Annotated in this window: 21 protein-coding genes, 13 tRNA genes and 1 pseudogene; 27 read left to right on the top strand and 8 right to left on the bottom strand. The window is 41.5% G+C overall.

Annotated features, from left to right (window positions below):
• The first annotated feature begins 425 nt into the window (after window positions 1-425).
• Complete coding sequence (locus M3N64_RS02440; protein ID WP_249096811.1) at window positions 426-980, top strand: DUF3231 family protein; 555 nt, start codon at window positions 426-428, stop codon at window positions 978-980.
• A 327-nt stretch (window positions 981-1,307) separates the two neighbouring features.
• Here M3N64_RS02440 and M3N64_RS02435 read toward each other — a convergent pair whose 3' ends face one another.
• A complete protein-coding gene (locus M3N64_RS02435; RefSeq protein WP_249096806.1) occupies window positions 1,308-1,709 on the bottom strand; it encodes a DoxX family protein in 402 nt (133 codons plus the stop codon).
• 558 nt (window positions 1,710-2,267) lie between these two features.
• Here M3N64_RS02435 and M3N64_RS02430 point away from each other — a divergent pair.
• Both M3N64_RS02430 and M3N64_RS02425 read left to right on the top strand, forming a co-directional pair.
• Complete coding sequence (locus M3N64_RS02430) at window positions 2,268-2,618, top strand: hypothetical protein (RefSeq protein WP_249096804.1); 351 nt, start codon at window positions 2,268-2,270, stop codon at window positions 2,616-2,618.
• Window positions 2,619-2,834: 216 nt separating this feature from the next.
• Window positions 2,835-3,821, top strand: a complete 987-nt coding sequence (locus M3N64_RS02425) for a ketoacyl-ACP synthase III (RefSeq protein ID WP_249096802.1) — start codon at window positions 2,835-2,837, stop codon at window positions 3,819-3,821.
• 220 nt (window positions 3,822-4,041) lie between these two features.
• Here M3N64_RS02425 and M3N64_RS02420 read toward each other — a convergent pair whose 3' ends face one another.
• Window positions 4,042-4,407 carry a hypothetical protein gene (locus tag M3N64_RS02420; protein ID WP_249096800.1) on the bottom strand — a complete coding sequence of 122 codons (366 nt, stop codon included), beginning with the start codon at window positions 4,405-4,407 and terminating at the stop codon, window positions 4,042-4,044.
• A 277-nt stretch (window positions 4,408-4,684) separates the two neighbouring features.
• Here M3N64_RS02420 and M3N64_RS02415 point away from each other — a divergent pair, with 277 nt between their 5' ends.
• Window positions 4,685-5,008: a hypothetical protein gene (locus M3N64_RS02415; RefSeq protein WP_249096797.1), complete on the top strand. Its 324-nt coding sequence runs from the start codon at window positions 4,685-4,687 to the stop codon at window positions 5,006-5,008.
• Window positions 5,009-5,536: 528 nt separating this feature from the next.
• Here M3N64_RS02415 and M3N64_RS02410 read toward each other — a convergent pair.
• Window positions 5,537-6,379, bottom strand: a complete 843-nt coding sequence (locus tag M3N64_RS02410) for a hypothetical protein (RefSeq protein WP_249096789.1) — start codon at window positions 6,377-6,379, stop codon at window positions 5,537-5,539.
• Complete coding sequence (locus M3N64_RS02405; protein WP_249096786.1) at window positions 6,366-7,295, bottom strand: WD40/YVTN/BNR-like repeat-containing protein; 930 nt, start codon at window positions 7,293-7,295, stop codon at window positions 6,366-6,368. The genes M3N64_RS02410 and M3N64_RS02405 overlap by 14 nt, the downstream gene beginning before the upstream one ends.
• A 323-nt stretch (window positions 7,296-7,618) precedes the next feature.
• Between M3N64_RS02405 and M3N64_RS02400 the strand changes: the two genes are divergently transcribed.
• The 22 genes from M3N64_RS02400 to M3N64_RS02295 all read left to right on the top strand — a co-directional run bounded on the left by M3N64_RS02400 (window position 7,619) and on the right by M3N64_RS02295 (window position 16,334).
• A complete protein-coding gene (locus tag M3N64_RS02400; RefSeq protein WP_249096783.1) occupies window positions 7,619-7,756 on the top strand; it encodes a hypothetical protein in 138 nt (45 codons plus the stop codon).
• Window positions 7,757-7,845: 89 nt separating this feature from the next.
• A tRNA-Glu gene (locus M3N64_RS02395) sits at window positions 7,846-7,917 on the top strand.
• A gap of 75 nt (window positions 7,918-7,992) precedes the next feature.
• Window positions 7,993-8,068 (top strand) — tRNA-Val (locus M3N64_RS02390).
• Between the two features lie 6 nt (window positions 8,069-8,074).
• A tRNA-Met gene (locus M3N64_RS02385) sits at window positions 8,075-8,148 on the top strand.
• 7 nt (window positions 8,149-8,155) lie between these two features.
• Window positions 8,156-8,231: transfer RNA gene (locus M3N64_RS02380), tRNA-Asp, on the top strand.
• A gap of 52 nt (window positions 8,232-8,283) precedes the next feature.
• A tRNA-Phe gene (locus M3N64_RS02375) sits at window positions 8,284-8,359 on the top strand.
• Window positions 8,360-8,364: 5 nt separating this feature from the next.
• Window positions 8,365-8,440, top strand: a tRNA-Thr gene (locus tag M3N64_RS02370).
• 24 nt (window positions 8,441-8,464) lie between these two features.
• Window positions 8,465-8,546: transfer RNA gene (locus M3N64_RS02365), tRNA-Tyr, on the top strand.
• Between the two features lie 12 nt (window positions 8,547-8,558).
• A tRNA-Trp gene (locus tag M3N64_RS02360) sits at window positions 8,559-8,629 on the top strand.
• Window positions 8,630-8,735: 106 nt separating this feature from the next.
• A tRNA-His gene (locus M3N64_RS02355) sits at window positions 8,736-8,811 on the top strand.
• 5 nt (window positions 8,812-8,816) lie between these two features.
• Window positions 8,817-8,888, top strand: a tRNA-Gln gene (locus M3N64_RS02350).
• Between the two features lie 6 nt (window positions 8,889-8,894).
• Window positions 8,895-8,969, top strand: a tRNA-Gly gene (locus M3N64_RS02345).
• 15 nt (window positions 8,970-8,984) lie between these two features.
• Window positions 8,985-9,058, top strand: a tRNA-Cys gene (locus M3N64_RS02340).
• 25 nt (window positions 9,059-9,083) lie between these two features.
• A tRNA-Leu gene (locus M3N64_RS02335) sits at window positions 9,084-9,165 on the top strand.
• Between the two features lie 399 nt (window positions 9,166-9,564).
• Window positions 9,565-9,828, top strand: a complete 264-nt coding sequence (locus M3N64_RS02330) for an AbrB/MazE/SpoVT family DNA-binding domain-containing protein (RefSeq protein WP_249096780.1) — start codon at window positions 9,565-9,567, stop codon at window positions 9,826-9,828.
• Window positions 9,825-10,223, top strand: a complete 399-nt coding sequence (locus tag M3N64_RS02325) for a type II toxin-antitoxin system death-on-curing family toxin (RefSeq protein WP_249096772.1) — start codon at window positions 9,825-9,827, stop codon at window positions 10,221-10,223. The genes M3N64_RS02330 and M3N64_RS02325 overlap by 4 nt, the downstream gene beginning before the upstream one ends.
• Before the next feature lie 611 nt (window positions 10,224-10,834).
• Window positions 10,835-11,674 carry a 23S ribosomal RNA methyltransferase Erm gene (gene erm, locus M3N64_RS02320; protein WP_249096769.1) on the top strand — a complete coding sequence of 280 codons (840 nt, stop codon included), beginning with the start codon at window positions 10,835-10,837 and terminating at the stop codon, window positions 11,672-11,674.
• Window positions 11,675-12,232: 558 nt separating this feature from the next.
• Entirely contained in the window at window positions 12,233-13,075 is an 843-nt protein-coding gene (locus M3N64_RS02315; RefSeq protein WP_249096767.1) for a 3'-5' exonuclease, read from the top strand.
• Between the two features lie 359 nt (window positions 13,076-13,434).
• Complete coding sequence (locus M3N64_RS02310; RefSeq protein WP_249096766.1) at window positions 13,435-14,148, top strand: response regulator transcription factor; 714 nt, start codon at window positions 13,435-13,437, stop codon at window positions 14,146-14,148.
• On the top strand, window positions 14,145-15,557 hold the full coding sequence (locus M3N64_RS02305) for a sensor histidine kinase (protein WP_249096761.1): 1,413 nt from the start codon (window positions 14,145-14,147) through the stop codon (window positions 15,555-15,557). The genes M3N64_RS02310 and M3N64_RS02305 overlap by 4 nt, the downstream gene beginning before the upstream one ends.
• A gap of 302 nt (window positions 15,558-15,859) precedes the next feature.
• On the top strand, window positions 15,860-16,057 hold the full coding sequence (locus M3N64_RS02300; RefSeq protein ID WP_249096753.1) for a hypothetical protein: 198 nt from the start codon (window positions 15,860-15,862) through the stop codon (window positions 16,055-16,057).
• 16 nt (window positions 16,058-16,073) lie between these two features.
• On the top strand, window positions 16,074-16,334 hold the full coding sequence (locus M3N64_RS02295) for a DUF2933 domain-containing protein (protein WP_249096750.1): 261 nt from the start codon (window positions 16,074-16,076) through the stop codon (window positions 16,332-16,334).
• 219 nt (window positions 16,335-16,553) lie between these two features.
• Here the strand turns inward: M3N64_RS02295 and M3N64_RS02290 are convergent, their stop codons facing one another.
• The 4 genes and pseudogenes from M3N64_RS02290 to M3N64_RS02275 all read right to left on the bottom strand — a co-directional run bounded on the left by M3N64_RS02290 (window position 16,554) and on the right by M3N64_RS02275 (window position 21,080).
• The gene (locus M3N64_RS02290) at window positions 16,554-18,638 is read right to left on the bottom strand and encodes an SA1320 family protein (protein ID WP_249096749.1); all 2,085 of its coding nucleotides are present in this window, start codon (window positions 18,636-18,638) and stop codon (window positions 16,554-16,556) included.
• Between the two features lie 23 nt (window positions 18,639-18,661).
• A complete protein-coding gene (locus M3N64_RS02285) occupies window positions 18,662-19,576 on the bottom strand; it encodes a DUF1672 family protein (protein WP_249096910.1) in 915 nt (304 codons plus the stop codon).
• A 246-nt stretch (window positions 19,577-19,822) separates the two neighbouring features.
• A complete protein-coding gene (locus M3N64_RS02280) occupies window positions 19,823-20,269 on the bottom strand; it encodes a hypothetical protein (protein WP_249096748.1) in 447 nt (148 codons plus the stop codon).
• Between the two features lie 20 nt (window positions 20,270-20,289).
• Window positions 20,290-21,080 (bottom strand): annotated as a pseudogene (locus tag M3N64_RS02275) (DUF1672 family protein).
• Window positions 21,081-21,730: 650 nt separating this feature from the next.
• Here M3N64_RS02275 and M3N64_RS02270 point away from each other — a divergent pair.
• Window positions 21,731-22,576 carry a GIY-YIG nuclease family protein gene (locus tag M3N64_RS02270; RefSeq protein WP_249096746.1) on the top strand — a complete coding sequence of 282 codons (846 nt, stop codon included), beginning with the start codon at window positions 21,731-21,733 and terminating at the stop codon, window positions 22,574-22,576.
• The last annotated feature ends 22 nt before the right edge of the window (window positions 22,577-22,598 follow it).

Raw genomic sequence — 22,598 nt, 5'->3', positions numbered from 1 at the left:
CAGAAGGGCCGGTGCTTTTTTATGAAAAAAGAAAAAGAAAATAAAAGACTGTTGCAATTATGGTTAAAAGTTCCACGAGCATATAAAAAAATAGTTATGGAAATTTTATGGATTATTGGCTGGGGTACAGCGCTTTTTACTGCCTGTAAATTATTTTTCAACAAATAGCATGAGAAAGTAAATCCAATTGGTTAATTTCAGTTGGGCATCAAGTTTGGTAAGAGAATTGGCGATTTCTGCACCTGGAAAATCTTCATATTGAAAAGAATTATTACATGTTATTGGTAAAATATACAGATAAAGCAGTAAGCTTGCTAAGTAGAAAGGGCTCAAACAGCCTCGTGTGTACATCCAACCGCTATATGTGCGTACATATTTTGCAAATAAGTGGGAAAAATGGAGAAAGAATAAAGGGAGGAAAAACAATGGTCAATATACCTGATATCATGTCTGCAACGGTTGATACAATTAAAAGGCTGTCTGACAATGAAGAGCCCCCGGTCCATGTAGGTGAGGCAATGGCTTGCTGGACGTATCTGACTCATCTGGATGCTGTTCTGGTTTTTTGCCAGATCGAGATGAATACAACAAAAGATCAGGAAGTGAAACAAGTCGTTAAAGAGTCCGTCGATTTGGCTTTAAAACATCAAAAAGAATTACTCGAATTTGCAAAAAAAGAGCATATTCCGCCGTCCAAAGGATACCAGAAAAAGCCTGAGGGTAATCCTGATGCTGTACCGAACAGTGTAAAATTAACCGATGAAGAAATTATGAATACGGTGCAAATTAATATATTGGTTGGATTTGAGCAGTCTGCAAAAAATGTTGTGCAGTCCCTTCGAACTGATTTGCAAATGCTCTACTTTAAGAACATGGCTGACTTGATTGTTATTGGAAATAAAATACGTAAACTGTGTGAAAAAAAGGGATGGATCAAAACCCCACCAACTTATAATCCTGCGATTCCTGCTCAGCAATGATCGTGATGAATGGGAAAATGGACAAATGGTACATCATCGGGCTTTCTTTTGTGCGGGGCGCTGTTAATCTATACGGATAATTTTTCATATGCCTAAGAAAGTACACAACCTTTAAAAATGATTGCAAGAGCGCAAATCGGTGAATGATCCGGTTCAGAGTGAAAAACAGCATAAGGCATGGATGATTGATTTTACAAAGTGTAAATTATGATTGACTGGCATCCAATGAAAAGCCCCCATAAATGGGGGCGAGCAATGATATATAGTTACTGATTGGCACAATAATAAACCCATGCCACATGCATCACACACAGGATTACGCAGATTTCACCCGAAAATCAACGCGTCAAGACCGTACGCACCGGAACCGATCAAAACAGTACCAATGGAGACGGCCATAATGAGAAGGTTGTATTCATAGCCATTCTGAGTGGCCCAATAACCGTTCTTACCATGAACGGTAGCAATGGCAATCACCATCGTGCCTGCGATAATCAGCCCTGCAAGAGGGGTCAGCAAACCGGCAGCAAACAACAGTCCGCCAAGCAGCTCAGATAAACCTGCAAGAACGGCCATTAGAAAGCCCGGTTTTATCCCCGTTGATTCAAAGAATCCTGCAGTGTTCTTCAGTCCGGGCCCGCCGAACCATCCAAATAATTTTTGTGCGCCATGACCTACAAAGGATAATCCAAGCACCAGTCGAATAATAAGTATTCCTAAATCCAGCATTAAAATCACTCCATGATCTTTTTTGAAACAAGTGAATCATAAAAAAAATAAATGCCTAATTCAAGAATTATGCTTGAAAAATTTTTTGTGAGAAAGTATATAATTTTATCCTCTATTAACAAAACAGTGTCACGGATATCCATCAAGACAGAGGGTGAGATGCCTGCGGAAACATTCCTGCTGATCGCATACCTGTATCTCCACATAGATTCTCCTTTATCTGAGGAAGGCGACAAGTTAAATGTATACAGCCGCATTCACAGTGAAAGCAACTTTCGATAAACGTGTGCACATATTGTGTATCAAGTAAGAGCCCTGTATCCGAAAGTAAGTCTCATATGTATTGATTCTGCTGATTTTTACATAGGTATACAGTTAAAAGCCGCATCATTTGTTTGGCGGCAGCGGTATAAAGTCTAATGAATGGCTTTATACCGCTTTTTTTGCTTGCACGCGGTTAAAAAATAAGTTCGTTATACCTGAATATATAAACCTATAACAAAATGGTAAAATATGTCGATAGTGAATATGATAGGAAATATAGGGAGGAATTGTTGTATGTTCAATGCTCAGTATTCAATAGAAATTCAGTCGCAAACCAAAGAAGTAACCATTGCTGTCAGCGGAAGTTTCCAGGAAAAAGATGCGCAATCCTTTGTTAACAGCTATCAGAGTAAAGTGGGCTCAATTAATGCCGAAGAGTTTGATCTGATTGTTGATAGTAAATCATTGGTGGTGGTTTCACCCAAAATCCTTCCACTGCTTGAAGAATGTTACAAGATGTACAAAGCCAGTGGATTTAAAAGTATTAAATTTATAGCGGGCAGTGCAACGGTGGGCATGCAACTGAGGCGTATTGCCAGTAAAACCGAACTGAGTAATGTGGAAGTAGAAGTCATTTCAAAATAATTTCGTTATAGGCGCATCCGTGCTGCAAGACGCTGTGAAATACTGCTGTTGATTTTCGACTCATTTGCATCGATCATCGGCGCAAAATAAAGAATGATCACCTTCCTGGGTCAGACAAGCTGATGATGGTCAATCATGTGATGAAAAACAGCAGAATGCTTTAACCGAGTGATTGTTAAAAAAACGATGGTGTTTTTTTATTTGGGGGCATGTTAGTTGAAAATAACGATTCGTGCAGTCGGTGCATATCATCCGAAAACAAAAGTAACCAATGAATTTTTTCTTAAACATTTTCAAGATCAAGGTAAGGATATTGATCATTTGTTAAAACATATGGGACGAAAAAGCCGCTATATGATCCAGAACCAGGAAGAAAATGGATTGACCATGGGCATCGAAGCTGCTGAAGATGCTTTAAAACGTGCAGGCCTTAGTGGTGAAGATATCGATATGATCGTGTTTTCAACTCAGGTGCCGGAGTATACGTTCCCGACCAATGCAACTTTCATTCATCATGCCATTCATGCCGGATCACGGACAATTATTATGGATTCTAATGCGAATTGCGGCGGAATGACAGTAGCGGTCGATCATGCTTGCAGGTATATGCTTACCAATCCTGTTGTGAATCGGACATTGGTTGTCGGATCTGACTTCAATACGTTGCTTTGTGATCCAAATGACGAAGTGACCTATGCAAATTATGGCGATGCAGCCTGTGCCGTAATTCTGGAGAGAACAGAAGGGACATCTGGTTTTCTGGAATCCAGCTATTATTCGGATACATCGGAAAATAAAGATAACATTATCTACCCTTCACTTGGCTTATCACAGGCGTTGCGAGATGGGAGGAGCGGGCGTTATCTGAAATGGGTTCCTTTTGATGGAGCCTGCGCGCTTCCACCTGCTTATAAGAATATTCAGGAGCTTTTACATTCGGTTCAATTAAAGCCAAGCGATGTCAAAGCCTATTGCCTGTCCCAATTCTCACTCGCCAATATATTGGAGATTCAAAAACATTTTCATCTGAATGATGAACAAATTATTTACATAGGCGATCGATATGGCTATACGGGGACAAGCAGTCCATTCCTTGCCTTGTATGAAGGGATCGAAAGCGGGCGCATCCATCGAGGGGATTATGTGATTTTCTGGACGGTTGGTGCGGGTTTTCAAACTGTTGGCCTGCTTTTTAAATACTGATGGAATGAAACACAACATGTATATCAGGGTGTCTCAAAAATCGTTTGACGATGAGACATCCTTTTTTTAAACAAGCATGCTGGGTGTCGTGCTGCGTTCTTCTCTGACTGGCATTTATAAAAAAAGGCGGATTTTTCACTGCCTGCTTTTAATGGTTTGTCGATCAGCAGAAATACAGTGTTTGCAGCGGCCTGATTCATACAAATGGCGTGTATATTGCTTATTTTATATACAATACTCGTTCAATCTCTTTTTTACCATAGTACGTAACGGTTACATGAATTTGTTTAATCGGATATTTTTCATGGATCACAGCGGCGTAGAGTTTGTTAATTTTTCTTAATCCATCGCGTCGCGCGTTTTCGCTCGACCACTTTGATCCGTCCCAGCCATCGCCTTCAGCATGGACGGTCATTACCTGGTCTTTAACACGATAAAGAATAACACCGTCATCAAAGATTCGCGTGGCTGTATGGTGAAGAGTCACGGGATTGCCCAACGCACGATACGCAAAAGCCACACAAGAAATAAAAATGATTGCCATTAAAATAATTTCAATACCAGTTCTTAGGTTATGGCGTGACATAGTGTGGACCGCCTTACTTTAAAAATTTCACTGATCCATATAATCATAAAATAGTTGACATAAAGATGCATAATGAATTGCATCTTTGTGTCAGATGAGCATATGATCAACCGTAGATATAAAACAGATATAAACCATTAATAAGATGCAGGAAGATGAAGCTGGTGGCCATTGAAAGCGCACGCCGGTCAGACTCATGTTATCGATAGCTATCACCCTGTCTTTTGCAGGAATATTCAGCTTCCTAAAGAATACAATAACTGGGAGGTGTTGTCGCTTGCAAACAACAGGCATTCCACGTTTTAACTTTATTGAACACAGAGAGAATCACAAGCATTCGGAACACATGTATTTTGTTACCACAGACGTACATGAAGCGGTTGCCCATTATCTTCAGCGCATCCAGGAAGGGAAACCGATTTATATGACGATCAGCTCCGTTGACGGCAAGGTCTGTTTGGCAGAGTCACATGGGTTAGACAGCGATCATGCGAAACCAAGGATCATTGCAAAAGCACAAATCAATGACAGGTACTATAAAGCATTTACTTGTGAATTTATGAGCGTCTTTGCGCATCATTACGCAAGAACGAACCGATGAATTTCGCGAAGATAGCGAAACCATATGTTCCCCTTAAGCCGGGTGGATAAATGACATTCGGCTTAAGGGTTTTTCATAGGAACTATTATCGCGACAATTCAAAAAAATGGTTAGTATAGATTTGTTGATGGCATTCTTTAAAAGAGATAAAGTTATGCTGCGTAAGTTTTTTCATTCTGGTGATCTCAGATTATCCTATTTAGATTTTGGGGTGGGGTAAACTTATAGATTAACTGTTTTTTGATAAAAGCGGGCATACCATCCATGATTGTGAATCGTCAGGCTGTATTTCTTAAACTAATTCATTAGAAAGATTGGTTTCGCAGGATCTGATTAATATGTAGAGCGTGTACATTCAAGACAAAAAAATCCTACACAGAGGTAGGATTAAAATGAGATGATTGTTGTGTAATTAATTGTATCACAAATGTTCGAAAGTGATCTATTAATTTCTGTTATGTTTACAATTAGTATGTATGAGTAACACAAAATTTGGTTTCAGATGTGTGTTGTTCATGTGTTGCTTCTTTATTGCCTGCGGTGAAGTGTCTGTGGACGAGTTTCTTTCAAAGTGGCTTGGTAAAGACGAATCGTCCCTTTGGCAGGCCTTGCGGCATCCGCATTTGGGGTGAAATCATCATTCAGCGTGATGGACCAAACGGCCTGATCTGCATGCTTCAGAACCACTGCCAATGTTCCAAACTGTTCAATCTGATTCCACTGGAAACGTTCCGTTTTGCCGTTTGCGGTGACACTTATTCCATGGGTATCCGATGCCACTTCTGCCTCATTCGATTGCCAGGTTCCTTGAATTTCTGCCGCTACATGGCTGTAACCGCCGTTGCCGCGGCTGCCATAGGTGGCGAGATACTGCCGGAGCTGTTGATCCGCTGACCGATAGGTGAGTGCGGCAACATCAGAAGTAATCCATTTAATCTTAATCGGTTTTTGCGGCAGGCCGGGCAGTGCTTCTTTGGCACGTACAAAAATCCAATAATATGGTCGGTAGTAGATCGTTCGGCCGGAACGACGATCCGTTTTGACAACAAGCAGACGCTGCTGGTCAGGCGACAGACTGGTTGTCAGGCCTTCGTCATGGCCCACACCGGCAACCAGTATCCCACTGATTACGATGAAGAAAGCGGCAATGCCGCCAATCAGGTACTGACTTTTTTTCTTTAGTGTCAGTAAAAAGATGAGGGCCAGCGACAGACTGCAGAGACAAAGGCTGTTGATGAGATAAAAATAGCGTTTATCAAAATATTCGATGCCGAACTGCAGGTGCAACCAAAAATAACCGCACTGCAATCCGAAGAAGCCAAGGGAAAGAGCGAAGCATAGCCCGCCTATGGTCTGCTTAATCCGTTTCATCTGCAGCCACCTCCTTCAAGAAGGTCCATGTACGTCCCTGATCTCTGGAAATGAATTTTCCTTTGACTTTATTGCCTTTATAATCGCCGCTTTCTCCCTGATTGATCAGGAGCATCAAGTGATCATCTTCATATTCCGGCGTCTCAGCCTGAACAAAGACATGACTGTACTTGGACGGCATGTGTATGCTTGCCTGCAGCCAGTGCTTTCCACCGTCACGTGTCACATAAAGACGCGGCCTGTCCGGATTGATCGTCCCATAAGACATGAACCCATTTAGAGCACTGACAAACCCGCCGTCAGCAATCAATGCAGTCGTTGCCGGGCTTTTGGTTTTCTTCCATGTATCTCCACCGTCCGGGGTCAAATAAATATATGTTCCTTCCTGCGCCATTGTCCGGTCGGCGGAAACGATGACATAACCGAATTGGGAAGCCGGAAAGCCTATTTTTCGAAAACGAATGCCAGGTACATAGCTGGTCACCACTGCATGTCGCCAGGTTTTTCCTTGATCCTCCGACATGACAAGCGCGAGTTTCATTTCATTGTGATCTGTAGCTTGTTCTGTTAAGAAAACAGTTTGACTTTTCGTCAGCAGATAGCTGCCATCAATCAATTCCTGCCGATTGCCGCTGTATTCTCCTCCGAACAACTGATCCTTGCTGACGGGGACGGTTGTCCATTGCTTTCCCTTGTCATAGGTGACATGCAGTTGATTATTTTGCAGTGTATAGCTGATTTTCTGCGTCGTCTCCGCATACAACGGGTTTTTTGCCTTTACCGCTTTTTGCGGGTGATTTTTCTGGAAAAGTACGTGAAAGGATCCGGCGACAAGGTCACTTGTCTGGTAATAAATCGTGACTGCGATCAATGCCGCAGCCATCAGTATCGCCGTCCAAAGCATAAACCGTTTCATTGGCGAACTCCTTTTTTATACTCTTGAAAGTATATAAATTTTAAGGAACATAGTATAAGTGCGATGGCGGCTTCGCTTTCGCCAGAAGCTTGGCGAAGCCAAGTTTTCTAATGGAATAAGGGATGTGGGCTTGCTTCTATTCATTTTTTCAGGGCGCACCGAGTCTGGGTGGATCGTGTATGAGAGAGGGGGCGGCATATCGCTTGTTAGCTTGCTCAGGGTTAATCATACGTTACTGAGCCGAGCGATTTATTTCTATGTATAGTCAAAAACTAGCATAAGATCTTTGAATGTTCAAGGAAAAGTATGGTGGTTTATCACTTATGCAAGAGCGGACCTCGAACGATCTGGCAGACAATAATGAAGAAAAATGCCCTTTTCCAGGATATAGTCGGGAAAAGACGTATCAGGGATTGTTTTCCATTGTCCCAATCGGTTATACTAAAGAAGTTGTTGTTTAAAAATAAGGCAAAAAAACACTTGCAATTCACATGAAATAGTGATAATATTTTAAAAGTCGGCGGCGAGATTTCGTGCCTGTGGTTATTGTGGCCCGTTCGTCAAGTGGTTAAGACACCACCCTTTCACGGTGGGTTCATGGGTTCAAATCCCGTACGGGTCATTGTTTTTCTTGATTTTTGATCAGCCATGTATTAGAATGTAATGGTGTTTTTAGTGGCTTGTTCAAACTTAATCTGGAGGATTAGCTCAGCTGGGAGAGCGTCTGCCTTACAAGCAGAGGGTCATAGGTTCGAGCCCTATATCCTCCACCATATCATCGCGGGGTGGAGCAGTCTGGTAGCTCGTCGGGCTCATAACCCGAAGGTCGCAGGTTCAAATCCTGTCCCCGCAATTATTGTGGATCCGTGGTGTAGGGGTTAACATGCCTGCCTGTCACGCAGGAGATCGGCGGTTCAAATCCGCTCGGATCCGCCATTTATTATTTTTACTATTAACAGCAACTGGCTGTCACATATTTATACATAATGGCTCGATAGCTCAGTCGGTAGAGCAGAGGACTGAAAATCCTCGTGTCGGTGGTTCGATTCCGCCTCGAGCCACCATTTATGCCGGTCTAGCTCAATTGGTAGAGCAACTGACTTGTAATCAGTAGGTTGGGGGTTCAAGTCCTCTGACCGGCACCATTTTATTTTATATCCTTTTATTGTGGAGGGATAGCGAAGAGGCTAAACGCGACGGACTGTAAATCCGTTCCCTACGGGTTCGAAGGTTCGAATCCTTCTCCCTCCATTACATAATTATAGGGGTATAGTTTAAAGGTAGAACAGAGGTCTCCAAAACCTCCAGTGTGGGTTCAATTCCTACTACCCCTGTTGTTTTAAATAAATGTTTAAAATGGAAAAAAGGGCGCGGGAGCAGGTCAGATCATCGGCTTCGGCAGCGTTTTTCCCATGATTTTAAACAGTCACTATTATTATGGCGGTTATGGTGAAGTGGTTAACACACCGGATTGTGGTTCCGGCATGCGTGGGTTCGATCCCCACTAACCGCCCCATTTATTGGCCCATAGCCAAGCGGTAAGGCAACGGTTTTTGGTGCCGTCATGCGCTGGTTCGAATCCAGCTGGGCCAGTTTTATGCGGAAGTAGTTCAGTGATAGAACATCACCTTGCCATGGTGAGGGTCGCGGGTTTGAATCCCGTCTTCCGCTCCATTATTATTTCAATATGGCGGCATAGCCAAGCGGTAAGGCACGGGTCTGCAAAACCCTTATCCCCGGTTCGATTCCGGGTGTCGCCTCCATTTAAATTTTAAATTATTTTGTTGTGCCGGTGTGGCGGAATTGGCAGACGCGCACGACTCAAAATCGTGTTCCTTCGGGAGTGTCGGTTCGACCCCGACCACCGGTATTTTGAGATGAATTTTGATGAAGTTATAAACTTCCGGAAAGCTTGTAAATCCTTGATCTAATGGGATTTATGAGCTTTTTTCATTTTTGGAGAATACGATAGAAAACGATAGGATTCTGAACCATTTTGCACATTTATTGCACAAGCAAGAAGGTCATCAAAAATCTTTACTGCTATTGATTCGTCACGTTGATGCTGTTCTTTGAGCATATCCCCTGATAAATTTGGTTCGGCCCCAAAAAAATTTAAAATTAATCTGAACGAACAGATCAATGATGATGACGTATAGAGTTGACGGAAAGGGCATTTATGTATAACTGTTATATTGTATATACAATAATTACGTGTTATTGTATATACATCATAATGCTTGCATACAATAGAAAGGAGAATATTGTGATGGAGCGTGAAATGACATTGGAACGCAAAATTTTTAAGATGGGCAACAGTTATGGTACAACCTATCCAAAAGAAGTTTTAAAACATCTTGGTGTGACTGCCGGTGATGAGGTTACGTTTGAAAATTTGGATGACGGCACGGTTAAAATAAGTAAACGTAAAGCCATAAAACTTCCAGAGGGAATCGATACAGAATTTATTGAGATGGTCAATGAAATCGTTAAGGAAAATGATTCTGTCTTTAAAGGCCTTGTTGATCGATGACCTATTATCTGACTAAAACCCAAGTGATTTACTTAAATGCTTTTCTGATCAGGAAATACTCCCCGGAAGAAGATATTGGAATTAAAGACGCTCACTTATTGGAAAGTGCCATTAACCGTCCGAGAGCATCAGCATTCGGAGCAGATGCCTATCCGACTTTATTTACGAAAGCTGCCGCATTATTTCAAAGCTTAGCTCAGAATCATGCTTTCTTTAATGCAAACAAAAGAACAGCTTACGCGTCACTGGAAGTTTTTTTGAGAAAAAATGGCTATAAAATACATGCGGATCCAAATGAAAAAGAAGATTTTACAGTTAAGATATCTGATCAAGAGAATAAGATCGCCACTTCTCAAATTAGTACATGGATAGAAAAACATTCTATTAAAGTATGAGAGATCATTAATGGTGGTCATACTGCCTCAAGCTCTATCGAAATACGGTAGAGACAACAGCTATGTCCTCCTAATGTATTAAAGTTCCATCTTTCGGGAATTGAAGATCTTCAAAATTCTTTGCTGCGATATTTTGTTCGTGTGAGTTTCTCCCCTTAATACATGAGCCTAATGCTCTTTAACGGGGCAGTACTGTTTTTCTGTTCAGGAAAAAAGCAACATTGGATGAAAGGTTTCGGAATTACTAGATCTTCGGTGCAGATCAACCTGTCGTTCAACGGTCTTGTGTGAAAAATCCACTTTTATTATAATGAAGGTAAGCTTAACCTGGTAAGGGAAGGATAGATCGTATGCAATCAGCCAGACTTCGTTTCGTACATTGAAGAATTTGTAATTAAATACTTCAATGGCTCTGTTGTGATCAGAGTTAAACGGAATAAGTCTGTCCATTTTTATAATGTCTGGTAAACACAGGAATAAGACGGGAAGGTGGATTTTCTGCCTTTCTTTTTTATGGATTATTATTGGGGTTAAGCTGTCTCTGGTTCGAGTTGTTCTCTCTTTTTTTCTGATCACCACAGGCCATTTGGTGATTGATTAAGGAGGATACAATGAGAAAAACCAGGCACAGGTACAGTAATAAGAAGCTGAGCCGCGGTGAACCCCCAAATTTTACAGGACAGCACTTGATGCACAATAAAAGGACCGTTCAGGATATTGTGAATAAAGCATCAATCAGAAAAAGTGATACGGTCATTGAATTTGGTGCGGGTAAAGGCGCGCTGACGAGTGAACTCGCCCACAGGTCAAATCATGTACTGGCAGTTGAAATCGATGAAAAATTTGTAGCGGTTTTAAACAAAAAACTTGCTTCATATGAAAATGTGAAGATCATCAAACAGGATATTTTAAGCGTTCATTTACCGCGAAAGGAATTTATCGTCGTTTCAAATATTCCGTATGCGATCACGACGCCTATTATGAAGATGTTGCTTAATCATCCAAAGCGGAAGCTGGTAAGAGGTATCATTGTTATGGAAAAAGGGGCTGCCAGACGGTTTGTATCCAGGCGGATAAAAGATGCTTATGTTCTTCAGTGGCGGATGTACTTTGATCTGCGGATCGAAAGAACGATACCGAAGACACACTTTTCACCGCCGCCCAAGGTGGAGTCAGCGATGCTCAGCATCCGAAGAAGGGATAAGCCGATTATCCCCATTCAATACGCAGAACAGTTCAGAACATTAGCCAAAGCCTTATTACGAAAACCGGATGAATCGGCAGGGACCGTTTTGGCATGCCTGTTCACAGCCAAACAATTAAAGCATCTGAGGCGGAGATTAAGTATAAAAGACGAATGTAAAGTGGGCTGTCTCAGCGAGGAACAGTGGGGCATTATCTTTAATACAGTCATCAAATACGCACCCCATCATCTAAAACGGAAGGCATAATGATTGCTTTAATACAACGGTCTATGTCCAATGATCATCTTTTGCGGTTTTTACGGCTGATGGTAAACAGATTACGGGCATCGTCAATAATTAAAAAACAGCATTTAAACAGAGGGGACGAGAAATTAAATGATTTTTCGTCCGCTTTTATTATACTACAAGAAAGTATATAAATTTTAAGGAAAATAGTATAAGCGGTCCGAAAAAACGCCGCGTCCTGCGGCTTAAAGGCTTGGCAAAGCCAAGTTTTCTAAAAAGATAAGAAAGTATATAATTTTTTGGTTTAGTAATACAGTGCAAACCAGACACGAAGGCGCGAGACGCCTGCGGGATCAGCGAGCCAGGGGAGACCCCGCAGATTAGTGATTGTTTGAGGAGGCTCCCGGATCGCCCGCGGCAAGCGAGCAGCTGGAGTGTCGCATAAGCACAAGGTCGATAGCAAAGGACCGGGCGCTTTTTGCCCGGTTTTTCTTATCGACTAATTTCTTTACGGTTCAAGTAATGCTGCATTATACTTAAAATCAAATCAGGATCTGAAGAAACAGGCCGGGTGATGCTATGGATTATCTAATTGTTGATTTTGAAGCAAATACAAGCCATGTATATGCAAATGGGATTGATGAAATTATTCAGTTTAGCTGCGGAATCTATCACGATCACACATCTGAGGATAAAATCAAGTTTTTTAATTCCTACATTAAACCCAACTTTGGCATTCAGAACTACATCCGGAAACTGACCGGAATAACGATGAACGATGTCAGTCACGCTCCGTATTTTTCTGCCTTTGTATCTGCGTTGAACCGGCAATTTTTTGAATCGGTTATCTTTGTCAGCTTTAGCCATGACGACATCCGTTTTTTCTTAGACAATGCTTTCAAATATCACGCCAATACAAATTGGATTAAAGGTTATATGAATCTTCAGGAGATCATCATGGCAGATCATCAGTTAACGGCTCAGCCGAGTCTGCGCACAGCTTTATCATTATATGGCATTGATTTTAAAGGGAAATGGCATAATGCTAACGATGACGTATTAAACACCACACGACTATTCCGACATATCGAAAAAAATCACACCAATCTGAATAGATGGATTTATAATCGCCAGCAATTTTTTGAAAAATTCAATATACTGCTGCGGGCAGATAAGGATGGATATATCGTCATCACAAAGCAAGGTAAGAAAATACTGCGTAACTTAGTAAACCGTTATCCGGATCGAGATGTAAACTTCCTTATGCATACAGGAATCATGAAAAAAACTCTGGAAAAAAATCGGATAGACAACCAGGAGAAGAAAAAAATGAAAGCTCTTCGTCGTTACATCCAACACCTTTACAATGAGAGGCGGTATGCGGTATTTTCAGACGATGACCATTTATCCAGGCATCATTGAATGCTTTTCCGGTGAAATTTCCGACAAATTCAAGATATAAAAAATATTACTGCGTTATAAATAACCTGAATAATCTGGGTTCCATTGTCACAGGAAATCTATTTTTTTGTACATGTCTCCCATTTCCGAATCCGAAAAAAGAATCATGAGGGCCTTTATATCCCCTAACAAAATCTACACATTTACTGGTTAGAATGAGAGAATTCAGTAATTATGATGCCCCTCCTGATCTGGATGAATGAATCGTGATTCCTTTATACTAAAATTTATGAATTGTCTTTTGCAAAAAATTTTGGTACATAAGTGAACGATGCTTGTGGGATCTACGGGTTGCAGGTAATCGAAAGCCGAGGCAGATGATGAGCATGGAAAAAATAACTATTTTGATGGTCGACGATGATTGGAAACTGCGTAACCTGCTACGCATCTATTTATCAAAAGTAGGTTTTGTTCCTGTTGAAGCGGCCGATGGACACGAGGCACTTTCGAAGATGAAGCATCAATCATTCGATCTGGTTATTCTAGATGTGATGATGCCGGGCATGGATGGCTGGGAGGTCTGTCGGTCAATTCGTATGGCCCAATCGGTTCCCATTTTGATGCTGACCGCTTTAGATGAAACAAAAGAAAAGGTTCAGGGACTTGAACTTGGGGCGGATGACTATTTGACCAAACCGTTTGATCCGGAAGAACTGATTGCCCGTATCCGCGCGCTGATTCGGCGCGCTTCTCTGACTTTACTGAAGCAAATTGAGAATCATATGCTCCGTTTTCCTGAACTGGCGATTGACAGTGAAGGACGTCAGATTTTTGTCCGTGATACACCGATCGACTTAACGCATAAGGAATTTGAGCTGTTTCTTACACTGGCTGAAAATAAGGGGCGGGTTCTTTCGCGAGAACAGCTTATTGAAAAAATATGGGGCTTTGATTTTGAAGGAGACATTCGTGTGGTTGATATACATGTGAAAAATATCAGAGAAAAATTAAAAAAAGCACATCTTCCTTATCAGCCGATACAGACGAGTTGGGGTGTTGGCTATAAGTTCGAAACAGGAGCCATGCAATCATGAACCTCAATCGAATCGAGATTAAGCTGGGGACGGTGATGATGATCATGATGATCGTGATTCTGGTTTCTCTGGGATTAGCTGTTGATCGACTCTTTACTAATTTCTATGAGAAGCAAATGAAAGAGGATACGGATCAGCTTGCCACGCATTTTGTTACAATGGCTGAATCCGGTGACGCCACTGCTCGATCAATGATTCGAACGTTTGCCGAATTTTCCGATGTGAGCGTTTTGCAGGTAAACCATCAGGGCGGCCTTCTGCCTTACCCTGGTGAAAAGAAGAAGTATTCCGAATTAATCAAAACGAGAGATATCCGTCGCCTGCTTAGAGGACATTCGGATTCCTTTATGAGAAGAGATGCCCACGGGAAACCTTTTTATGTTGTCGGCAAATCCATTCAAAGTGGAACGTCGGCACCTTCGGCTATTTATGTGATTGCTTCGATGGAGAAAATGGAAGCCTCTTTGGCGCAGCTTCGGAATTTGTTGATGCTTTCCGGACTTGGCGCGTTTTTGCTCGCTCTTGGTTTCATTCTTATGATAAGCAAACTGCTCTCAAGGCCGCTTCTGCAGATGCAGCAAATGACCGAAAAAATGGCTGATGGTGACTGGGATGCCCGGCTTCGTCTGAGAAGTCGGGATGAACTTGGCAGGCTGGGGCATTCAATTAACGGTCTGGCGGCCAGTCTGCAAAGATATCGAGACTCGCGGCGTACTTTTTTCTCAAATATTTCACATGAACTGCGAACCCCGGTCACCTATCTGCAGGGCTATGCCAAAGTCTTAAATGATGGATTAGTGAATACTGATGAAGAGAAAAAACAATCGCTTTCGATCATTTATCAGGAGTCTGTCCGTCTGGAACAGCTGATTCATGATCTGTTTGATCTGGCCAAAATGGAGGAAGGTCAGCTTTCGCTCGCCATAGAACCTGTTGACCTCAAAGAAGTCGCACAGACAGCCGCACAAAAAGTCATGATCAAAGCAGAACAGAAAAACATAGGTCTGCATGTTGAACTGCCTGATCACATGCCGCACCTGCTTGGCGATCGTGGAAGAATGGAACAGATCCTGCTGAATTTGTTGGAAAACGCGATTCGGTACACGGAAAACGGACGGGTTTCTGTTCAACTGATCGATCAAAAGAAGACGGCTGTAATGACGGTATCGGATACAGGAATCGGCATCCCTGAGGATGAGCTTCCGTATATTTTTGAACGTTTTTATCGTGTGGAAAAATCCCGGGCACGTCAGTATGGCGGAACCGGCCTGGGTCTGTCGATTGTGAAAACATATGTTGAGATGCAGGACGGGACGATCCAAGTGACCAGCCGGAGGGGCAAAGGAACGACATTTACTTTACGTTTTCCTTATAAAAAACATCGGGGAAAGGAAAACACTCCGTCATGAAAAAAATCGATTGGTTCTTCTCACTTTTCCTTATTATTATGGGCCTGACTTGTCTGCTTTTCTCCGCTAATGCCTTTGGACATGAAAGTTTTCACGTTTTCGGGAAAACACTCGTTAAGGTCTGTATGTGGGCAGCCTGCCCCGTAATTGCCTTTTGCAGCCTCTACTTGTGGCTGCACTATAGAGCCAAGAGAAAATGAAACCTAAAATTTTAAATGACGTGTTTCCTCATGGTTTCCACACAGATTCCACACATTTCTTTCTTAAACTGGTGATTGATGAAGGAGAGGAGGAAGAAATCGATGGATTGGTCCTGGCTGGCGCTGCTTGCCTGTCCGCTGATGATGCTTCCGATGATGTTGCTGATGATGAGAGGAAATCATCAACAGAGTGGAGACGATCATTCGGAACACGGGAGAGGCGCAGCTGAATTAGATGAGTTAAAAAAACAGAATACCCTTTTGCGTGAACAATTGCAGCAACAAAAAGGCAAAAATTAATCGAGGTGTGATGATCATGAACTGTTGTGGCAACCATGACCAGCATGGGAAAGAAAATGAAAACAACAGTCAGCAAGGGCGACAGCAACACAATCATAGCCTGATGCTGGCAGTCTGCATAATCATTCCGATTATTGTCATCGCCGGTCTGTTTCTCAGCGGCGGTGTTTCAGGGTCCGGTAATCTGCTTTTACTGGCCGCGGTGCTCATTTGTCCGCTGATGCATCTGTTTATGATGCCGCGTATGATGAAAAAAGGAAATGAGCATCATCACTAATTAAAAACTCAAATAGAGGGGACGGAAAATTGATCGATTTTTCGTTCCCTTTTATTTATTTTCGAAGGCAGCAGCATTGTTTCAAAGTTTCGCTCAAAAACATGCTTCTATGAATGTAAACAAAAGAACGGCAGTCACATCGCTTGAAGTTCCATGAGAAAGAAGTTAACAAAGCGAAGTTCAGGGGAATTGTAAGACAATCGTACTGAATTGTACTTTTTACGCGCCGCGCTGCACATCCGTATGCAGCTGTTTGATGTTTTTCAGAATCTTTCTTGATTGGGATTCCAATGCAGTGATTGCTACGGCTTGCTGATCCGACAGCTGATGGACGATGTCCTGAAAAAGAAGCTCCATCTCTTCAAGACTGTCGGCAGCTGCGCCGTTGTAGGTGATTACATCGGTGTAGCGATCACTTTTAAAAATCGCGGTTTCAATAAACGGTGCATATGTTGCGGTCAGACGGGGCAGATAAGCATTGAGATAGCTGATTCCTTTTTTGATGGCGTGAATGGTTTCTGAAAAATCATCCAGTGGCTTCATGGCATGGCGAATGTTCCGATTGAGACGTTCATCCCAGTCTGTGAAAAGTCCGATCAGTAAGGTCGGCAGCGAACCGTACCAGATGGCATTGCCGGCAAATTTGATTCCACCGGAAATTGATTCTGAGATGCCTTCCAAAGTGGCTAAGGTGCCATAAATCGTGCCGACAACTGGGGTCAGCTCCGTTTGCAGCTTCATTTTAAATTCGTTTTTTGCATGATTGACTTGAATGGCTTTTGTTTTTGTCCTGTAGGGCAGGTTATTTGATGGTTCAAGTGAAGGGCCGACTGAGGAATGAACGGAGATTTGATTGGATGGAGTCGCTCCGCTGCCTGCCGCTACCGCAATATCGGCGTTCTGAAAATTTCTGCCGGTTTCTCTCACTTGTTTCCGATAGATTTCAATTTGCCGGTACAGCGTTTTATGGTGTTTGCCGACGATGACTTCATGTTTGTAGAACGCATCAACAACCGCATCAGCCGCACCTGTTGTTTCATTGGCGATCAGGCGTGGAAGATCTTGTTTCACGATTCTGGACGTATTGCGACTGAGTTGGTCAAAATGATGGCGCAGGTCATGAACCGAGCGCAGTGCTTGATCGATTAAACCCGATAAACCAAGTCCTTTTACTGAGACGAATTGGGTTATTTTTGCAGGCGGGGAGAAAATAGTGTGCTCAATCGAACGAACACAGACATCGATGTTCAGTAATTGCTGTTGCAGGTGATCAAGCACGCTCTGTATCATGTACCCGCCGGCAGCCATTCCTTTAAATAACGGACTGTTGCCAAATCCATCTTCAAGAATCGATTCAAACTGTTTTTCGAGTTTTGCCAGACGGTGTGCCCGTTGTGCTTTTTCAGCAGCGACAATTTCATTGGCATTCTGAATATAATCACTTGCACGCTTCAGGCGTGCCAATACCTGACTTTTCAGCGCATCGGCCAGTGTATCCAGACTTGCTTTGTTGATCTTGATTCGTCCTGAACTGCCACCATACAATGGCTCACCGGTCCAAATACTTGTGACGATGTGTTCATCGGCTGCGATCTCGATTGTGCCGTAACCGGGTTCACCTTTTTTGCCGATTTCGATCGTTTGCGGATCTTCGCCATTGTAGCCGACATGATTGGACGCGAAGGCCCTAGAAAAATAAGGTACACCGGAATTAATTTGATAGATTCTGCCGGGAAAACGATCACCCAGATTTAAACCCAATTCTCCGCGTGTCAGGCCGTCATACTTGGTAAAATAGTTGGTTACATTCGGATATTCGCGATCCGCTTTCACCATACCTTCAGGTAAAATTGCCGGATCAAGCGTGACGGCGCGAACGTTCTTATGATGAACCGCTACGCTGTTAGCAAGCGCGCCGCCTAAGGAGTTGCCGCATACCGAGTGAACACCGTATTTTTTATTCATCCGATCAAAGTAAGCACGTGCGGCTTTCACCTGTTCCGGTTCGGTGCTGCCGAGGAGCTGAATGTCGGTGATCATGTCATGCATGCCGTATTTGCCCTTGACTTGCGTGCCCTGAAAGACAACGGTGTATTCACTAGTTTTTAGATTTTTAATAACTATAGCATTTAAACCAGTTTTATCTTTTACTTTATTACGAATTACATATTCATGACCCTGTATCCAAATCTCAGTACCAACTTTGTATTCCTTATACGCATAAAAGCCTGCTATTTTAACAAGATCTTTATCCGAAGTTCTGTTGTTCAAATGATCAAGATCTTTAGCTTTTATTTCTTTCATGTTAACGTACACCTCCCCTTACGTCAGTATTTTATAATTTCCTTTGGATCTCCTCGTTCCAAAGAGTTTTGCTTTTGTCCATTATCATCCTTTTTATTAATTTTATTGTCATGAAGCAAGATAGTATATGCACCTGGTGGAATATTTTTAATTTTTTCAATATCTATAACCAATTGTTTAAAAACTTGTTTATTAGGTTCTTGATCAAGATCTTTCATATATAATTGAATTGTTATAAAAACGAGTTTAGGATTGACCTCTACATCTTCTGTTCTATTCCTCCATTCATTATGATTCCTATGCGGATGATTTAAATATTCCTTAAAAAGATCTGTACTAAATGCATCTTCGGATATAGATAGGTAGTAATAAGGTGTGCTGTATCTATCACCGCCAACATTTTCAACTGCTTTTTTATTTAACCCAATAACTGGGTATACTGATACAAACTTTTCTAGCAGGTTATCTAAATTTTTAAATTCTCGATCATAGATCATTGCATAAATTCCAGTTCTGATGGCATCTTCAACTTGCCCTTCTTCAGAAAATACATGATCGGTTGCGATTTTCTGTTCGTTGATAGGCACAACGGCATACGTATAAAAATGTGGTTCACCGATTGATTCAACGAAAACAGTGACCCCGTCTTTGTTGCCGACAAGGTTGTGGACTTTGACCTTGGTTTTGTATTTGCTTAAAAAGAACTTTTCAGCAGCTTTAATGACTTCATCACGATGGGCTTCTGCGATTTTATCGTTTTCTTCGCCTCCATCAAGTGAATAGCCTTGACCGGTGTATTTTTGCACACTTATAAAATTGTTTTCATATTGTTTTTCCTGCTGTTTTTTTGTCGATGAAGCATCTTGATGATCGTTATTCAAAGTGGAACAGCCTCCTAAGAGTAAGGACAGGATGAGGGCGGGGATCACAAGTTTCATAGCTTTCAATAGATGAGCCTCCCAATATGGAGTGATGTAGGAGTTATAAACGATTTCAATTCTTACTTTTTTTAACGCTGCATAGTGATCATTTGAACATTTTATGACGCATTCGCGAAAAATAAGGATGAAGTCCCAGTTTTGAAGAAGGCATTTGTGCCTAAGTGCTGTGTTTTGGGTGATTAAACGGCGATGGAAAGCGTTGTAGGATTTCATTGGCATTCTGAATATTGTCACTCACACGTTTCAGACTGCGCATACTTGATTCTCCTGTACGTTAGCAAGCGCGCCGCCTAAGGAGTTGCCGCATACTGAGTGAACACCGTATTTTTTATTCATCCGATCAAAGTAAGCACGTGCGGCTTTCACCTGTTCCGGTTCGGTGCTGCCGAGGAGCTGAATGTCGGTGATCATGTCATGCATGCCGTATTTGCCCCTGACTTGCGTGCCCTGAAAGACAACGGTGTATTCACCAGTGTCGACATTTTGGACGGTCATGGCATCGAGACCGGTTTTATTTTCTTTTGGACCAATTATGCTCACAATTTGATATTTTTTATCATTCACTTTAATAAAGCGATATCTTTCCCCCTCTTTTATTTTATATGATTGAAAACCAGCTAATTCCACTAAATCTTTATGGTTTGTTACACTGCTAACCTTATTTACGGTTCGTTTTAAAATGATTGGCAAATTTATTCCTCCTTTCGTTATTAATATTTAATAATTTGATTTGGATTAGCTCTCTCCAGTTCATTTTTTTCTTCTCCTCTTGCAGTAGCCTTATTAATACGATTACTATGAAGAATAATATTGTAGGAACCTGGAGGAAATGCTTTGCCATTTTTCAGACCAGTTACGATTTCATTCATAATCGCTTTATTTGGTTTTCCAACTGTTTTTTTCATATAGAATTGCACAACAATACTCACAAGCTTTGGATCAATTTGAGCATTTGTGAGTGCTTTTTTCCACTCATTTTTCCCCCACTTCGAATGTTTAAGATACAATCTATTCAAATCAATGTTTACAACGGTGTCACTCGTCATAGAAACGTAATAATAGGGTGTGCTATACCCATTACCGCCAACATTTTCTATGGCTTCTTGCTTTAATCCAATAATCGGATATTTTAATACTAATCGTTGAATATAGTTATCCAGACTCTTGAACTGCTGATCATAAACTAAAGCATAAATCCCAGTTCTGATTGCATCATCAACTTCTTCCTTCTGTGACCAAACTTGATTCACTAAGATCTTTTCATTCTTAATTGGAACCACAGCGTACGTATAAAAATGTGGTTCACCGATTGATTCAACGAAAACAGTGACCCCGTCTCTGTTGCCAACAAGGTTATGGACTTTGACCTTGGTTTTGTACCTGGTTAAAAAAACTTTTCAGCGGCCTTAATGACTTCATCGCGATGGGCTTCTGCGATTCTATCATTTTCTTCGCCGCCATCAAGTGAATAGCCTTGGCCAGTGTATTTCTGCACACTCATAAATGGACTATCTGATGTTTTTTCCTGTTCTTCTTTAGGCGTTGAATTTGATTGTTGGTTATTATTCAAAATAGAACAGCCTCCTAAGAGTAAGGATAGGATGAGAGCGGGGATCACAAGTTTCATAGCTTTCAATAGATGAGCCTCCCAATATGGAGTGATGTAGGAGTTATAAACGATTTCAATTCTTACTTATTTTAACGCTGTATAGTGATCATTTGAACATTCTGTGGCAGCATTCGCGAAAAATAAGGATGAAGTCCCGGTTTTGAAGAAGGCATTTGTGCCTAAGTGCCGTGTTTTGGGTGGTTAAACGGCGATGGAAACAGGAAAACAAAAGACAAGATCATCTGAATTTTATATATTAAAGTCATGGTATGGGATCTCTCTTAGCTTTTAATATTTAATTTCATTTCAAAGTAAAAATCATTGCTTCACACAAAGTAGAAAATTGAAATTATGGAAGGAAATTTACCATATATTGTCGAATATTCATGTATTATAGTGTTATTTATTAACTTTTGTTTACAAAAAATTTATACATTGGTCTCTATAAAGCCTTATTAAATCAGTACTTTGACAATAAATTCGACCCGAACCGTGGATCGGGAATTGAAAATACATCTCAAAAATAGTTTAGGAGCCAAACAATGAACTTTGGTAAATCCATTCGCATTTTTCTAATTGAAGGTGATTCGAACAGCCGATGGGTTTGCGAGCTCTCGAATTGGACGGGAAAGGCATATAAGATTCCTCGTACCATGGTCAAGAGCAGTTCTGACCGAGAGGAACTTACGCATACAGGCATTTATTTTCTGTTTGGAAAAAATGATGAAGATGGCTCGAATCAGGTATATATTGGGGAAGCAGAGAATATCTATGATCGACTGAATCAGCATCTATCAAGCAAGGAATTTTGGACTGAATGTATTGTCTTTATTAGCAAAGATGATCATTTGAATAAAGCGCATATCAAATATCTGGAAAGTCGCATTTATTCCATAGCCAGGGAAGCCAATCGTTATCAATTAATGAATAGGACCATCCCGACGCAATCTTCTTTATCAGAGGCGGATTGTGCAGAGATGGAAGAGTTCATTGAAAATACAAAATTACTGATGAGTGCTTTAGGGCATAAGGTATTAGAACCGGCCATTGACTATAGCAATAATAAGGAAAATGATGACTATTTTTATATTCATGCGATTCGCGGTGCAAATGCAAAAGGCAAGCCGGTCGTTGATGGTTTTGCCGTAACAAAAGGCTCTGCTATCGCGACACAGGTTACGACTTCGATGTCTGCTTCATTAAGAAAATTACGTAAAGATTTGATCGCTACAAATATTATCGATGACAATTATATATTTACAAAGGATAGAATTTTTTCCAGTCCCTCTTTGGCAGCATCAATTGTCATGGGGCGCAATGCGAATGGCAGAACTGCATGGAAAAATAAAGATGGGAAGACCTTAAAATCCATTGAAACGGAAAAATAAGCTGTCAGACTTGCTATAAACT

Source organism: Sporolactobacillus mangiferae (genome assembly GCF_023336505.1).
Taxonomy (GTDB): domain Bacteria; phylum Bacillota; class Bacilli; order Bacillales; family Sporolactobacillaceae; genus Sporolactobacillus; species Sporolactobacillus mangiferae.
Note: the sequence above shows the minus strand (reverse complement) of the source record. Positions and strands in the feature narration are given on the sequence as shown.